Source organism: Nocardioides sp. Z22_16 (genome assembly GCF_058134365.1).
Genome location: NZ_JBYTTI010000002.1, coordinates 575,575 through 589,870, shown reverse-complemented (window position 1 = coordinate 589,870; position 14,296 = coordinate 575,575). Strand labels below are relative to the sequence as shown.

Sequence of the window (14,296 nt, the reverse complement as noted above, 5' to 3'; positions counted from 1 at the left end):
CCTAGCCGGAGGCGCTGCGCCCCTCCGTGCGGACGTCCGCCATGGTCCCGGCACCGGTCTCGAACCGCAGCCCCCGGCCGCGGACCGTGGTGATCAACGTCGGGTTGCGGCTGTCGTCGCCGAGCTTGCGACGCACCCAGCCCAGGTGGACGTCGATGGTCTTCGACGAGGTGTAGAAGGTCGCACCCCACACCTGGTGCATCAGCTCCTGCCGGGTGACCAGCTCGCCGGCGCGCGCGATCAGGGCATGGAGCAGGTCGAACTCCATGCGGGAGAGCACGACCTCCCCACCGGCGCGCCAGACCCGCCTGGCGACGGGGTCGACGCGGACGTCCTGCACCACGATCACGTCACGACGGTAGGAAATCCTCGCCCGCTCCGCCGCGGAATCCGGAGAGCCGGTCCCGGTGGTCCAGACCAGCGGGGCTCAGCGGCGACGGACCGCGAGGGGCTCCACGACGCCGAATCCCCGCACCGGGCGGGCCGGCAGCCGGCGGGTCTCGAACTCCGCCTCCGGCAGCAGCTCGGCGGTCGCGGCGTCGACGATGATCCGGTTGCGCCGGGCGACCGCGGTCATCCGGGAGGCCAGGTTGACGGGTGGGCCGAAGACGTCCCCCATCCGGGTCACCACCGAGCCCGACGCCAGCCCCAGGCGGACGTCGGGCATCCGCGGGTCGCGCCCGATGACCGCGATGATCCCCTCGGCGATCTCGAAGGCACGCTCGGCGGTGTCGGTGACGAAGAGCACCGAGTCGCCGATCGACTTGATCACGCGCCCTCCCGCGTTGGAGACCACGTCGTGGCAGCGGGCCTCGAAGATCTCCACCAGGTCGCCGATCCGCGTCTGGGTGAGCTTGTTGGAGAGCGCCGTGAAGTGGACGATGTCGGCGAAGCCGACGGTCACGTGGGTGGTGTGCAGGTCCTCGTCGCCCGCGCCGATCGCCTCCATCCGGGAGACGGCAGCGGCGAGGTGGCGCCGCCAGGCATAGATGATGAGGTCCTCGAAGGCGGGGTTGACCTCGTCGACCAGCCTCAGCGCCGACCCCATCCGGCTGCCGGTCGCGTCCTCCCCCTGCTCGAGCTCCTCCACCCGGCCGGCCAGCGTGGCCACCTCCCAGTCGGCGAGCTTGGACATGGTCTGGCCCAGCGCCCGGGTCAGCGCCACCGCCATGTCGAAGCCGAGGGTCCCGCTGTCGACGGTGGAGAAGACGCGGGAGACCGCCTCGACGTCGGAGCGGGTGAAGACCGCCTCGCCCACCACCTCGGGGAACCCGAGCGCCCGCCACAGCCGCCGCACCTGGTCGAGGGTGACGCCGGCCTCGGCGGCGACCTCGACGGCGTTGAACTCCGGGGCCTGGCCCAGGATGGACTCCTCGAGCCGCTCGCGGCTGGGACGCTGTGGGTCACTCATCTGCGGTTCCTCCGCGGCTCAGGCACCGTCGTCACGTCGGTCGGAGAGCCGGTGCAGCTCCTCGGCGACCTTGAGCTGGATCTCCTCCACCCGCGGGACGTCGTGCACGTCGACCCGGCCCTGCGAGCTGGCGTCGCTGACGATCAGCGTGCCGCACCCGAAGAGGCGGTCGACGACGCCGATCTCGAAGTCGACGCCGCTGATCCGGTTGAGGGGGATGGTGCGACCCTCCTTGGCGATGATGCCGCTGCGCTTGATGAAGCGACGGTTGGTGAAGGTGTAGGTGGTGGTCAGCCAGCGCAGCAGCGGCAGCAGGGTGAACCAGCCCACCAGCAGGACCGCCGCGGCGCCGCCCACGACGCCCAGCACGGTCGCCACGTCGTCGTTGGCCACGTCGTTGACCAGGCCGCCCAGCACCAGCGCGGCCGCGACCACCACGACCACCACCAGGACGGGCCCGATGAGCGCCTTGGGGTGGGTGCGGGTGGAGACCACGACGTGCTCGCCGTCGTTCAGCAGCTTGGTGGGGAAGGCCATGGCGCGATCATGTCATCCGACGGCGCGCACGTGGACGACATCTCCGGCACTCACCGTCCAGGTCCCGGTGCCGCTGCTCACCACCAGCGCCCCCGAGGCGTCGAGGTCCAGCGCCTCCCCCCGGACCACCTCCCCGCCCGGCAGGTGCACGTCGACGGTGCGCCCCAGCGTCGCGCAGACGTCCGCGTAGGCCGGGCGCAGCGCCGTGGTCTCGGCGAGCAGCGGCTCCAGCGCGTGGAGGGTGCGCACCACCTGGACCAGCAGGTCGGAGCGGTCGAAGGTCTCCCCCAGCTCCACGCAGAGCGAGGTCGCGGTCTCGACCGGAAGCTCGGCGGCGGTCTGGTTGACGTTGATCCCCACCCCCACCACCGCGGCGGGCCCCGACGGCGTCTCGACCCGCTCCACCAGGATCCCGGCGATCTTCCGCTCGTCGATCAGCACGTCGTTGGGCCACTTGAGCGCCACGTCGGGGAGCCGGTCGGCCAGCGACGCCTGCACGGCGTAGCCGGTGAGCAGCGGCAGCCACGGCCAGGCCGCCGGCGGCACCTCGGGGCGCAGCAGCATCGAGAAGGTGAGCGCCACCCGGGGCGGCGTCTCCCACACCCGGTCGAGACGCCCCCGCCCGGCGGTCTGGTGCTCGGTGACCACGACCAGCCCGGCCGCCTCCCCGGCCCGCGCCCGCTCCGCGACCAGGGCGTTGGTCGAGCCCGTCTCCGCGACCACCTCGACCCGCAGCGGGGAGGGCAGGTCCAGGAAGCGAGTGGGGTCGAGTGCTGGGCGCGATGCTGGGAGGTCTGGCATGAGGACTACATTGGCCCACACCGCGCGAGAGCACGACCCCCGACCCAGCACAGCCGAGGAGACCTGACCGGTGAGCGCCGAAGCCACGAACACGCCCGAGATCGACATCCACACCACGGCGGGCAAGCTGGCCGACCTGGAACGACGGATCGACGAGGCCGTCCACGCCGGGTCTGAGAAGGCCATCGAGAAGCAGCACGCCAAGGGCCGCCAGACCGCCCGCGAGCGCATCGAGATGCTCTTCGACGAGGGCTCCTTCGTGGAGATCGACGAGCTGGCCCGCCACCGCTCCACCGCCTTCGGCCTGGAGAAGACCCGCCCCTACGGCGACGGCGTGATCACCGGCTACGGCACCATCGACGGCCGCCAGGTCTGCGTCTTCTCCCAGGACTTCACCGTCTTCGGCGGCTCCCTGGGCGAGGTCTACGGCGAGAAGATCACCAAGATCATGGACCTCGCCATCAAGACCGGCAGCCCGATCATCGGCATCAACGAAGGCGCCGGGGCCCGGATCCAGGAGGGCGTGGTCTCGCTCGGCCTCTACGGCGAGATCTTCAAGCGCAACGTGCACGCCTCGGGCGTCATCCCGCAGATCTCGCTCATCATGGGCAACTGCGCGGGCGGCCACGTCTACTCGCCCGCGGTCACCGACTTCACCATCATGGTCGACAAGACCTCGGCGATGTTCATCACCGGCCCCGACGTGATCAAGACCGTCACCGGCGAGGACGTCTCGATGGAGGAGCTGGGCGGCGCCCGGACCCACAACACCAAGTCCGGCAACGCCCACTACATGGCCACCGACGAGGCCGACGCGCTCGAGTACGTCCGGGCGCTCCTCTCCTACCTCCCCCAGAACAACATGGACGAGGCGCCCGTCCACGACGAGCAGGCCGACCTGGCGTTCAACGACACCGACCGCGCGCTGGACACCCTGATCCCCGACTCCCCCAACCAGCCCTACGACATGCACGACGTGCTGACCGCGGTGCTGGACGACGAGGAGTTCCTGGAGGTCCAGGAGCTCTTCGCACCCAACATCATCGTCGGGTTCGGCCGGGTCGAGGGCCGCCCGGTCGGCGTGGTCGCCAACCAGCCGATGCAGTTCGCCGGCACCCTGGACATCGACGCCTCCGAGAAGGCCGCCCGCTTCGTGCGGTTCTGCGACGCCTTCAACCTCCCGGTGCTCACCTTCGTCGACGTCCCCGGGTTCCTGCCCGGCACCGACCAGGAGTGGGACGGCATCATCCGCCGCGGCGCCAAGCTCATCTACGCCTACGCCGAGGCGACGGTGCCCCTGGTCACCACCATCACCCGCAAGGCCTACGGCGGCGCCTACGACGTGATGGGCTCCAAGCACCTCGGCGCCGACATGAACATCGCCTGGCCCACCGCCCAGATCGCCGTGATGGGCGCCCAGGGCGCGGCCAACATCGTCCACCGCAAGGCGCTGCAGAAGATCGCCGACGAGGGCGGCGACGTCGAGGCCCGGCGGGCCGAGCTGATCGACGAGTACGAGACCACCCTGGCCAACCCGTACGTCGCGGCGGAGCGCGGCTACATCGACGCGGTGATCCCGCCGCACGAGACCCGGAGCGAGATCGTCCGGGCGCTGCGCCTCCTGCGCTCGAAGCGGGAGACGCTGCCGGCCAAGAAGCACGGGAACATCCCCCTCTGATGGCCGGCGAGACCCCCGACCAGGAGACCACCCCGGCACCGGCGGCCCCGGTGCTGCGCGTGGTCAACCCCGACGCCACGCCGGAGGAGGTGGCGGCGCTCGTCGCCGTCCTCTCCTCGCTGGGCGGCGAGCAGACCGTGACCCCGAGGCAGCCGCAGTGGTCGGCGCCGGCCCGGCTGGTCCGCCGCACCCTGCCGCACGGGCCCGGCGGCTGGCGCAGCAGCGGCCTGCCGCACTGAGCCGGTGAGCAGTCAGACGAACCCCGCCACGGGGCCGGCGACCACCCTGGTGCTGGCCTCGGCCTCCCCCGCCCGCCTGGCGACCCTGCGCAGCGCCGGCATCGAGCCGGTCGTGATCGTCTCCGGCGTCGACGAGGAGCAGGTCACGGGGCTGCCGCCCGCGGAGCTCGCGCTGCGGCTCGCCGCCATGAAGTGCGCGGCGGTCCTGCCGCGTGACGAGGTGCCCCCCGGGGCCCTGGTCCTCGGCTGCGACTCCGTCCTCGAGCTGGACGGACGCGCCCTGGGCAAGCCCGGCACGGCGGAGGAGGCCACCGCGCGGTGGCGGGAGATGCGCGGGCGCAGCGGGGTGCTGCACACCGGCCACTGCCTGGCCGACTCGGCCACCGGACGCACCGTGGAGGCGACCGCGAGCACCACCGTGCACTTCGCCGACGTGAGCGACGAGGAGATCGCCGCCTACGTCGCCACCGGGGAGCCGCTGCACGTGGCCGGGGCGTTCACCGTGGACGGGCTCGGGGGTGCCTTCGTCGCCGGCATCGAGGGGGACCACCACAACGTGGTGGGCGTCAGCCTGCCGTTGCTGCGGGAGCTGGCGGCACGCCTGGGCACCACCTGGCACTCCCTGTGGTCAGCGGCCTGAGACCTGCGTGGTCACCTCGAAGGTGCGCGGGAAGACGTACTGACGCAGCAGCAGGAACCGCACCGTCGTACCGACGAAGAGGCCGAGGACGTTGGCCGCGATGTTGTCCGAGACGGGGTCGTCGAGGCCCAGCAGGTTGCGGCTGATCATCAGGAAGCCCATGGGGATCAGCATGGTCACCAGGTTGATCACCACGAAGGCGGTCCGCCCGCCGTCGCCGTGCCGGATGCCGCGGTTGCGGAACGCCCAGTCGCGGGTGCCGCGGAAGCTCACCAGCATGCCGACCACGTTGGCCAGGAAGTAGGCCAGCTCGGGCCGGTCGTTGAGCGGCGCCTCCGACCCCCTGGTGAAGCCGTGCACCAGGCCGTTGAAGATCACCAGGGCCACAGTGGTGGCGACCGCCCCGACCACGAGGAACCTCGTGGCGTCGGCGGCGACCCGCCTCTTACCTCGTGGCATGGGAAGAGGCTAACCCGCGAGCGTCCGCCCTCACTCCACCGGGAGGCCGAGCCCGCGGGCGATCAGCATCCGCTGCACCTCGGAGGTGCCCTCGCCGATCTCCAGGACCTTGGCGTCGCGGTAGAGGCGCGCCACGGGGTACTCCTCCATGAAGCCGTAGCCGCCGAAGACCTGGGTGGCGATCCGGGTCGCGCTGACCGCCGACTCGGTGGAGTAGAGCTTCGCCACCGCCGCGGCCTGCTTGAACTCCCGGGTGGTCACGGGCGCCCCGGCGTCCATCGCGTCCTTCATCGCGGCGGCGCGGTAGGTGAGCAGCCGGCTGGCGTCGAGCATGACCTGGAGGTCGGCCACCTGGAAGGCGACGCCCTGCTTGCGGCCGATGGGTCCCCCGAAGGTCTGGCGCTCGCCCGCGTAGGCGAGGCTCAGGTCCAGGCAGGCCTGGATGCAGCCGACCGCGAGGGCGGCGATCGCCACCCTGCCGTCGTCGAGGGTCGCCAGGAACTGTGCGTAGCCGCGGCCTCGCTCCCCCAGCAGGTTCGCCTCGGGCACCCGGACGTCCTCGAAGGAGAGCGGGTGGGTGTCGGAGGCGTGCCAGCCCAGCTTGTCGTAGGACTTCTCCGCCACGAAGCCGGGGGTGCCGGCGGGCACCATGATCGTGGAGAGCTCGGGGCGGCCGTCGGCCAGCTCGCCGGTGCGCGCGGTCACGGTGACCAGGCTGGTGATCTGCGACCCGGAGTTGGTGATGAACTGCTTGGCGCCGTTGACCACCCACTCGCCGTCGACCAGCTCGGCCCGCGTCCGGGTGGCGCCGGCGTCCGAGCCGGCACCCGGCTCGGTGAGCCCGAACCCGGCCAGCCGACGCCCGGCCACCAGGTCGGGGAGCCACTCCTGCTTCTGCTCGGCGGTGCCGTAGGTGAGGATCGGGTTGATGCCGAGCCCCACGGCCGCCTCGAGGGTGATGCCCATCGACTGGTCGACGCGCCCGATCTCCTCGATCGCCAGGCACAGGCTGGTGAAGCCCCCGTCCTCGCCGGCCATCCCGGCGCCACCGAGCTCCTCCGGAGCGGTCAGGCCCATCAGCCCCAGCTGGCCCATCTTCTGGACCACGTCGGTCGGGAAGTGGTGGTCGCGGTCCCACTGCGCGGCGTGCGGGGCGATCTCGGCCTCGGCGAAGTCGCGGACGCTGCGACGGAACTCTTCGTGCTCACGGGACAGTTCGAACGTCATGGCGCGATGCTACCCGCCGAAGTTAACGTTTGTTAACCACCGCCGACCAGGTCCCGCGCGGGACCGACCGGCCCCTCTTGTGTCCGTGGCACAGACCCCGCCGTGCCGCGTCGGCAGCGGCAGGTAATCTGCGGTGGTTCGCACCCCCGTCGTACATGTGTGTCAGGAGCCCGGAGTGAGCTTGCAGAAGGTCCTCATCGCCAATCGCGGCGAGATCGCCGTCCGTGTGATCCGTGCGTGCAAGGACGCCGGCATCGGCAGCGTGGCGGTCTACGCGGAGCCCGATCGCGACGCCCTCTTCGTGCGTCTCGCCGACGAGGCACACTCGCTGGACGGCACCACCCCGGCCGACTCCTACCTCGACATCGCGAAGATCATCGCGGTCGCGAAGCGCTCGGGCGCCGACTCCGTGCACCCCGGCTACGGCTTCCTCGCCGAGAACGCCGAGTTCGCCCAGGCCGTGCTCGACGCCGGCCTGGTCTGGATCGGTCCCCCGCCGGCGGCGATCGAGAGCCTGGGCGACAAGGCCAAGGCCAAGCACATCGCCCAGAAGGCCAACGCCCCGCTCGCCCCCGGCACCAAGGACCCGGTCCAGGACGCCGACGAGGTCGTCGAGTTCGCCAAGGCCAACGGCCTCCCGGTCGCGATCAAGGCGGTCTTCGGCGGCGGCGGCCGTGGCCTGAAGGTCGCGCGCACCCTGGAGGAGATCCCCGAGCTCTACGAGTCGGCGGTCCGCGAGGCCGTCGGCGCCTTCGGCCGCGGCGAGTGCCTCGTCGAGAAGTTCCTCGACCGCCCCCGCCACGTCGAGACCCAGTGCCTCGCCGACCAGCACGGCAACGTGGTCGTCGTCTCGACCCGCGACTGCTCGCTGCAGCGCCGCCACCAGAAGCTGGTCGAGGAGGCGCCCGCGCCGTTCCTGACCGAGGACCAGGTCGCCCGTCTCTACGAGTCGTCGAAGGCGATCCTCAAGGAGGCCGGCTACGTCGGCGCCGGGACCTGCGAGTTCCTCGTCGCGGCCGACGGCACCATCTCCTTCCTCGAGGTCAACACCCGCCTCCAGGTCGAGCACTGCGTCTCGGAGGAGGTGACCGGGATCGACCTGGTCCGCGAGATGTTCCGCATCGCCGCCGGCGAAGAGCTCGGCTACGGCGACCCGGAGATCCGCGGGCACTCGATCGAGTACCGGATCAACGCCGAGGACGGCGGCCGCAACTTCATGCCCGCCCCCGGCACGCTGACCCAGTGGTCGCCCCCGAGCGGCCCCGGCATCCGGCTCGACGGCGGCTACGAGAAGGGCGAGACGATCCCCGGCGCCTTCGACTCGCTGATCGCCAAGCTCATCGTCACCGGCCGCGACCGCACCCAGGCGCTGGAGCGCTCGCGCCGCGCCCTGGCCGAGTTCGAGGTCGACGGCATGCCGACGGTCATCCCGTTCCACGCGGCGGTGGTCGAGGACCCGGCCTACGTCGGCGCCTCCACCCCGTCCGGCGAGGGCTCGTTCGAGGTCTACACCACCTGGATCGAGACCGAGTTCGACAACCAGATCGAGCCCTACTCCGGCGACGCCGGCGAGGCGCCCGAGGCCGACGAGAGGCAGAAGGTCACCGTCGAGGTCGGCGGTCGCCGTCTCGAGGTCGTGATCCCCGCCGGGCTGGCCGGGCTCGGCGGCGGCGCTGCCGGCAACGGCGCCCGCAAGCCCAAGCGCAGCGGCGGCAAGAAGGCGGCCGCGGCCGCCTCCGGCGACTCCGTCACGAGCCCCATGCAGGGCACCGTCGTCAAGGTCGCCGTCGAGGAGGGCCAGGAGGTCGCCGAGGGCGACGTCGTGGTGGTCATCGAGGCGATGAAGATGGAGCAGCCGCTCAAGGCGCACAAGGCGGGCACCGTCTCCGGCCTGGTCGCCGAGGTCGGGGCGACCGTCACCAGCGGCGCGGTCATCTGCGAGCTGAAGGACTGACCCTCTAGACCGAGCGGTCCGAGCAGCCAGCGCCCGCGGTGCCTACCAGGCGCCGCGGGCGCTGCGCGTGGTGACCTCGAAGGTGAACCAGCTGGACCTCAGCCCGAGCGCGCTGCGCACCTGGTCCCCGGTGACCTCGACCTGACCGGCGCTGCCGACCAGCGTCATGGAGACCACCCGGCCTCCCCACTCGCCGTTGCCGTCGCGACCGGTGACGGTGATCTGCTGGAGGTCGCCAAGCCGCGGCCAGGCCGCCTCGAGCTGCTCGTCGCCGAGCGTCACCTCCCACACGTGGTTGGGGTTGCCGGCCCAGCCGTCGTAGGGGTCCGCCTGGGCGGCCAGGTAGGGCCTCGACCCCGCCGAGCTCCAGCCCCCGTTGCTGGAGGCGAACTGCGTGAAGGCCGGCGCGCCGTCCACGGTGAGCGCCTGCTGGGAGGTGGCCCGGACGGCCGCGGTGGCCAGCGGGTGCTCGGCCGACTTGCCGCCGTAGACCTGGCAGGCGGTGGTGTCGCAGATCTGGTAGTGCCGTGCGAGGGGCTGCGACCGCTCGAAGGCGGCGTAGGTGCGGGCGGCCACGGACTGGGCTCGGACCGCCTCGGGACTCCACGACGCGGGGATCTCCAACGGGACGACACCCAGCAGGTAGTTCTCCAGGGAGAGCACGTTGACGGTGTCGCGCTCCCGGCTGCCGGGGGACGGAGAGGCGGCGCGCAGCTTGCCGCGGTAGGTGGTCGACCCGGTGGGCGTGATCAGGGTGAGGCCGCCCGGTGCGGAGAGCTCACCGTCGCCGGCCAGCATCTTCCACTGCCGCCAGGCACCACGGGCGCGCCACTGCACCACGGCCCGGTTCCTCGCGTTGGTGGTCAGGCGCCACTGGCGGGCGCGGCCCTCCGGGAGTCGCCACCGCTTCTTGGAGGCGAGGTCCTTAAGGGTGATGTCGGGGCGGGCGCTGACCATGACGTCGTCGGTGGTGTCGGCGGTGAGGTGCACCCGGACCTTGCCGGAGGCGGCACCCCACTGGGTGCCCGGGTAGTAGAACTCGGCGATCTGCTGGTGGGTGAGGCCGGCGCGGGCCGCGCCCTCCGCGCCGTACTGGGACATCCCGTGCCCGTGCCCGTAGCCGCGGCCCACGATCCGCACCGCCGAGGAGCCGAGGACCGTCCAGGTCTCGGCGGTGGCGAGCGGAGGGGACGCCGCCGGCTCGGTGGCCACGGCTCCCGGCGCGAGCGGCACCAGCACCAGCGCGGCCGCCAGCGTCGCGACTCGGACGGCACACGCGGGAAGAGGACGGGGACGCATCGGGCAGCTCATCTCTCGGGACCGTCGGGTCCCCTGTGACAGCAGTGACATGGCAGGGAAACACACCGCTCCACGACGCACAAACGGAACCGGTGAACTACTCCCCTGTAGTTCCCCCCGCCCGCGACGGCGTCGCCAGGGACCCTCTCGGCACCCGGACCCGTGGCCCCGTGGCGGGTCGCTGCGACTACCGTCCTGACATGTTCAACAAGGTGCTGGTGGCCAACCGCGGCGAGATCGCGATCCGTGCCTTCCGCGCGGCCCACGAGGTCGGCGCGCGGACGGTGGCCGTCTTCCCGCACGAGGACCGCTGGTCCGAGCACCGGCTGCGAGCCGACGAGGCCTACGAGATCGGCGAGCGCGGCCACCCGGTCCGCGCCTACCTCGACCCCGGCGCGATCGTGGCGGCCGCGCTGAGGTCCGGCGCCGACGCCGTCTACCCCGGCTACGGCTTCCTCTCCGAGAACCCGCTGCTGGCCGAGGCGTGCGCCGACGCGGGGCTCACCTTCGTCGGCCCGTCGGCCGAGGTGCTCACGCTCACCGGCAACAAGTCGCGGGCGATCGCGGCAGCCCACGCCGCGGGTGTGCCGACGCTGGCCGGCACCGCCCCCTCCGCCGACGTGGAGGAGCTCCTCGTCGCCGCCGAGGCGATCCCCTACCCGCTCTTCGTGAAGGCGGTGGCCGGCGGGGGAGGCCGGGGCATGCGCCGGGTCGACGACCCCGCGCAGCTGCGGGCGGCCATCGAGGCGTGCATGCGGGAGGCGGAAGGGGCCTTCGGCGACGGCACGGTCTTCGTCGAGCAGGCCGTGGTGGACCCCCGGCACATCGAGGTCCAGATCCTCGCCGACGGCGAAGGCGGCGTCATGCACCTCTTCGAGCGCGACTGCTCGGTGCAGCGCCGGCACCAGAAGGTCGTCGAGATCGCCCCCGCTCCCCACCTCGACCCCGAGCTGCGCGAGCGCATGTGCGCCGACGCCGTCCGGTTCGCGCGCGAGATCGGCTACCGCAACGCCGGGACCGTCGAGTTCCTGCTGGACCCCGCCGGCGACTACGTCTTCATCGAGATGAACCCGCGGATCCAGGTCGAGCACACCGTGACCGAGGAGGTCACCGACGTCGACCTGGTGCAGTCCCAGCTGCGGATCGCCGCCGGCGCCACCCTGACCGACCTGGGCCTCAGCCAGGAGTCGCTGGTGCTGCGCGGTGCCGCACTGCAGTGCCGGATCACCACCGAGGACCCCGCCAACGACTTCCGCCCCGACACCGGCAAGATCACCACCTACCGCTCCCCCGGCGGTGCGGGCGTGCGGCTGGACGGGGGCACGACGTACACCGGCGCCGAGGTCAGCGCCCACTTCGACTCGCTGCTCGCCAAGCTCACCTGCCGCGGCCGCACCCACGAGCTGGCGGTGCAGAAGGCCCGCCGGGCGCTGGCGGAGTTCCGCATCCGGGGGGTGACGACCAACCTGGCCTTCCTGGAGGCGGTGCTGGCCGACCCCGACTTCGCCGCCGGCCGGGTCACCACCTCCTTCATCGAGGACCACCCCCAGCTGCTCTCCATCCAGGCCGACGCCGACCGGGGCACCGCGCTCCTGGCCCACCTGGCCGACGTCACCGTCAACCAGCCCCACGGTCCTTGCCCGGTCGAGGTCGACCCGGCCACCAAGCTCCCGCCGCTCGACCTCGCGGTGCCCGCCCCCGACGGCACGCGCCAGCGGCTGCTGGCGCTCGGTCCCGAGGCGTTCGCCGCGGAGCTGAGGGCCGCCAGCGGGGTGGCCGTCACCGACAGCACCTTCCGCGACGCCCACCAGTCCCTGCTCGCCACCCGGGTGCGGACCCGCGACCTGGTCCAGGTCGCCGGTCACGTGGCCCGCCTCACCCCGTCCCTGTGGTCGGTGGAGGCCTGGGGCGGCGCCACCTACGACGTGGCGCTCCGCTTCCTCGGCGAGGACCCGTGGGACCGGCTCGCGGCGATGCGCCAGGCGCTGCCCAACGTCTGCCTCCAGATGCTGCTGCGGGGACGCAACACCGTGGGCTACACGCCGTACCCCACGGAGGTGACCGAGGCCTTCGTCGCCGAGGCGGCCCGCACCGGCATCGACGTCTTCCGCATCTTCGACGCCCTCAACGACGTGGACCAGATGCGGCCCGCCATCGACGCCGTCCGGGCCACCGGGACCACCGTCGCCGAGGTGGCGCTCTGCTACACCGGGGACCTCTCCTCCCCCCGGGAGCGGCTCTACACCCTCGACTACTACCTCCGCCTGGCCGAGCGGATCGTCGAGGCGGGCGCCCACGTGCTCGCCATCAAGGACATGGCCGGGCTGCTTCGAGCACCCGCGGCCCGGACCCTGGTGACCGCCCTGCGGGAGCGCTTCGACCTGCCGGTGCACCTGCACACCCACGACACCCCGGGAGGGCAGCTGGCCACCCTGCTCGCCGCCATCGAGGCCGGCGTGGACGCGGTGGACGCCGCCGCCGCCCCGATGGCCGGCACCACCTCGCAGCCCCCTCTCTCGGCCCTCGTCTCGGCCACCGACCACTCCGCGCGCGAGACCGGCCTCTCGCTGGAGGCGGTGTGCAGCCTGGAGCCCTACTGGGAGGCCACCCGGCGCCTCTACGCGCCCTTCGAGTCGGGTCTGCTCTCACCCACCGGGCGCGTCTACACCCACGAGATCCCCGGCGGCCAGCTCTCCAACCTGCGCCAGCAGGCGATCGCGCTGGGCCTCGGCGAGAAGTTCGAGCAGATCGAGGACATGTATGCCGCGGCGAACGCCATCCTGGGCAACGTCGTGAAGGTGACCCCCTCCTCCAAGGTCGTCGGCGACCTCGCCCTGCACCTGGTCGCGGTGGGGGCCCACCCCGCCGACTTCGCCGAGGACCCGGGGCGCTTCGACATCCCCGACTCGGTGGTGGGGTTCCTGCACGGTGAGCTCGGCGACCCGCCCGGCGGCTGGCCCGAGCCGTTCCGCACCCGGGCGCTGGAGGGACGCAGCTGGCGGAAGCCGGCCGAGACCCTGACCCCCGAGCAGCGCCAGGGCCTGGAGGAGCGGCCCCGCGAGACCCTCAACGAGCTGCTGTTCCCCGGTCCGACCGCCGAGTTCCGCAAGGCCCGGGCCACCTTCGGCGACCTCTCGGTGCTGCCCACCCAGGGCTGGCTCTACGGCCTCCAGCAGGGCGAGGAGCTCGAGGTGACCCTCGACCAGGGCAAGCAGGTGATCTTCGGCCTCCAGGCGATCGGCGACCCGGACGAGCGGGGCTACCGGACGGTGATGGCCACCCTGCACGGTCAGCTGCGTCCGGTCAGCGTGCGCGACCGCGCAGTCTCCTCCGACGTCCAGGCCACCGAGAAGGCCGACCCGGGCGCGCCCGGCCAGGTGGCGGCGCCGTTCCAGGGCGCCGTCACCGTGATGGTCGCCGAGGGCGATCGGGTGGCGGCCGGGGACACCGTGGCCACGATCGAGGCGATGAAGATGGAGGCGGCGATCACCGCCCCGTCCGCCGGCCGGGTGGCACGCGTGGTGGTGGGCCAGACCCGCCAGGTCGAGGGCGGCGACCTCCTGCTCGTGCTGGAGTGAGCCGACGCCGGCAGCCGGCGGCAGGTCTCACTCCCAGGAGCCGCGGCGGCCCTGCTTGACGTCGCCGCGCCGCTTCTTGGCCACCAGCCGGCGCTCCACCGATCCCTTGGTGGGCCGCGTCCGGCGCCGCGGCCGCGGCGGCACCACCGCCTCGGTGACCAGCTCGACCAGGCGCGCCTTCGCCGCCTCCCGGTTGCGGTGCTGCGACCGGTACTCCGAGGAGGCGACCGTCAGCGTCCCGTCGACCAACCGGCCGCCCAGGCGCTGCGCGGCGAGCTCCTTCTGCTGGGCGGTGAGCGCCGTCGTCCCGGTCAGCGACCACAGCAGCTCCACCCGGGTGTCGCTGGTGTTGACGTGCTGCCCGCCGGGGCCGGAGGATCGGGAGAAACGCCAGGTCAGCTCGCTGTCGTCGATGACGACCCGTCCCGGGCGACTCATGCCCCCAGTATGCGTCCGAGACCGGAGCACCCGTC

The 14,296-nt window shown here is 72.4% G+C and carries 13 protein-coding genes; 5 read left to right on the top strand and 8 right to left on the bottom strand.

What is annotated here, in order from left to right:
* Position 1: 1 nt before the first annotated feature.
* The 4 genes from AC3X7R_RS07075 to AC3X7R_RS07060 form a co-directional block, all read right to left on the bottom strand.
* Positions 2-349: a winged helix-turn-helix domain-containing protein gene (locus AC3X7R_RS07075; protein ID WP_489964869.1), complete on the bottom strand. Its 348-nt coding sequence runs from the start codon at positions 347-349 to the stop codon at positions 2-4.
* A 78-nt stretch (positions 350-427) separates the two neighbouring features.
* Positions 428-1,411 carry an adenylate/guanylate cyclase domain-containing protein gene (locus AC3X7R_RS07070; protein ID WP_489964868.1) on the bottom strand — a complete coding sequence of 328 codons (984 nt, stop codon included), beginning with the start codon at positions 1,409-1,411 and terminating at the stop codon, positions 428-430.
* 18 nt (positions 1,412-1,429) lie between these two features.
* A complete protein-coding gene (locus AC3X7R_RS07065; protein WP_489964867.1) occupies positions 1,430-1,948 on the bottom strand; it encodes a PH domain-containing protein in 519 nt (172 codons plus the stop codon).
* A 12-nt stretch (positions 1,949-1,960) separates the two neighbouring features.
* The gene (locus tag AC3X7R_RS07060) at positions 1,961-2,749 is read right to left on the bottom strand and encodes a biotin--[acetyl-CoA-carboxylase] ligase (RefSeq protein ID WP_489964866.1); all 789 of its coding nucleotides are present in this window, start codon (positions 2,747-2,749) and stop codon (positions 1,961-1,963) included.
* A 70-nt stretch (positions 2,750-2,819) separates the two neighbouring features.
* On the opposite strand from AC3X7R_RS07060, the gene AC3X7R_RS07055 reads away from it, so the two are divergent.
* The 3 genes from AC3X7R_RS07055 to AC3X7R_RS07045 are packed head-to-tail and all read left to right on the top strand — an operon-like array spanning position 2,820 to position 5,306.
* A complete protein-coding gene (locus AC3X7R_RS07055; RefSeq protein ID WP_489964865.1) occupies positions 2,820-4,427 on the top strand; it encodes an acyl-CoA carboxylase subunit beta in 1,608 nt (535 codons plus the stop codon).
* Entirely contained in the window at positions 4,427-4,666 is a 240-nt protein-coding gene (locus AC3X7R_RS07050; RefSeq protein WP_489964864.1) for an acyl-CoA carboxylase subunit epsilon, read from the top strand. The genes AC3X7R_RS07055 and AC3X7R_RS07050 overlap by 1 nt, the downstream gene beginning before the upstream one ends.
* A 4-nt stretch (positions 4,667-4,670) precedes the next feature.
* Entirely contained in the window at positions 4,671-5,306 is a 636-nt protein-coding gene (locus tag AC3X7R_RS07045) for a Maf family protein (protein ID WP_489964863.1), read from the top strand.
* On the opposite strand, the gene AC3X7R_RS07040 is transcribed toward AC3X7R_RS07045, so the two are convergent.
* Together AC3X7R_RS07040 and AC3X7R_RS07035 are read right to left on the bottom strand one after the other, a co-directional pair.
* Positions 5,295-5,765: a GtrA family protein gene (locus AC3X7R_RS07040; RefSeq protein WP_489964862.1), complete on the bottom strand. Its 471-nt coding sequence runs from the start codon at positions 5,763-5,765 to the stop codon at positions 5,295-5,297. The genes AC3X7R_RS07045 and AC3X7R_RS07040 overlap by 12 nt on opposite strands.
* Before the next feature lie 30 nt (positions 5,766-5,795).
* Entirely contained in the window at positions 5,796-6,992 is a 1,197-nt protein-coding gene (locus AC3X7R_RS07035; RefSeq protein WP_489964861.1) for an acyl-CoA dehydrogenase family protein, read from the bottom strand.
* Positions 6,993-7,167: 175 nt separating this feature from the next.
* On the opposite strand from AC3X7R_RS07035, the gene AC3X7R_RS07030 reads away from it, so the two are divergent.
* Positions 7,168-8,946: an acetyl/propionyl/methylcrotonyl-CoA carboxylase subunit alpha gene (locus AC3X7R_RS07030; RefSeq protein WP_489964860.1), complete on the top strand. Its 1,779-nt coding sequence runs from the start codon at positions 7,168-7,170 to the stop codon at positions 8,944-8,946.
* Positions 8,947-8,988: 42 nt separating this feature from the next.
* Here the strand turns inward: AC3X7R_RS07030 and AC3X7R_RS07025 are convergent, their stop codons facing one another.
* On the bottom strand, positions 8,989-10,245 hold the full coding sequence (locus AC3X7R_RS07025; RefSeq protein WP_489964859.1) for a SpoIID/LytB domain-containing protein: 1,257 nt from the start codon (positions 10,243-10,245) through the stop codon (positions 8,989-8,991).
* Positions 10,246-10,445: 200 nt separating this feature from the next.
* On the opposite strand from AC3X7R_RS07025, the gene AC3X7R_RS07020 reads away from it, so the two are divergent.
* Entirely contained in the window at positions 10,446-13,823 is a 3,378-nt protein-coding gene (locus tag AC3X7R_RS07020) for a pyruvate carboxylase (RefSeq protein WP_489964858.1), read from the top strand.
* Positions 13,824-13,850: 27 nt separating this feature from the next.
* On the opposite strand, the gene arfB is transcribed toward AC3X7R_RS07020, so the two are convergent.
* Entirely contained in the window at positions 13,851-14,261 is a 411-nt protein-coding gene (arfB, locus tag AC3X7R_RS07015; RefSeq protein WP_489964857.1) for an alternative ribosome rescue aminoacyl-tRNA hydrolase ArfB, read from the bottom strand.
* Positions 14,262-14,296: the final 35 nt, after the last annotated feature.

Coding starts and splice junctions, on each gene's coding strand:
- AC3X7R_RS07070 (WP_489964868.1), bottom strand. CDS start 1,411: ATGAGTGACCCACAGCGTCCCAGCCGCGAGCGGCTCGAGGAGTCCATC.
- AC3X7R_RS07065 (WP_489964867.1), bottom strand. CDS start 1,948: ATGGCCTTCCCCACCAAGCTGCTGAACGACGGCGAGCACGTCGTGGTC.
- AC3X7R_RS07060 (WP_489964866.1), bottom strand. CDS start 2,749: ATGCCAGACCTCCCAGCATCGCGCCCAGCACTCGACCCCACTCGCTTC.
- AC3X7R_RS07050 (WP_489964864.1), top strand. CDS start 4,427: ATGGCCGGCGAGACCCCCGACCAGGAGACCACCCCGGCACCGGCGGCC.
- AC3X7R_RS07040 (WP_489964862.1), bottom strand. CDS start 5,765: ATGCCACGAGGTAAGAGGCGGGTCGCCGCCGACGCCACGAGGTTCCTC.
- AC3X7R_RS07035 (WP_489964861.1), bottom strand. CDS start 6,992: ATGACGTTCGAACTGTCCCGTGAGCACGAAGAGTTCCGTCGCAGCGTC.
- AC3X7R_RS07025 (WP_489964859.1), bottom strand. CDS start 10,245: ATGCGTCCCCGTCCTCTTCCCGCGTGTGCCGTCCGAGTCGCGACGCTG.
- AC3X7R_RS07020 (WP_489964858.1), top strand. CDS start 10,446: ATGTTCAACAAGGTGCTGGTGGCCAACCGCGGCGAGATCGCGATCCGT.
- arfB (WP_489964857.1), bottom strand. CDS start 14,261: ATGAGTCGCCCGGGACGGGTCGTCATCGACGACAGCGAGCTGACCTGG.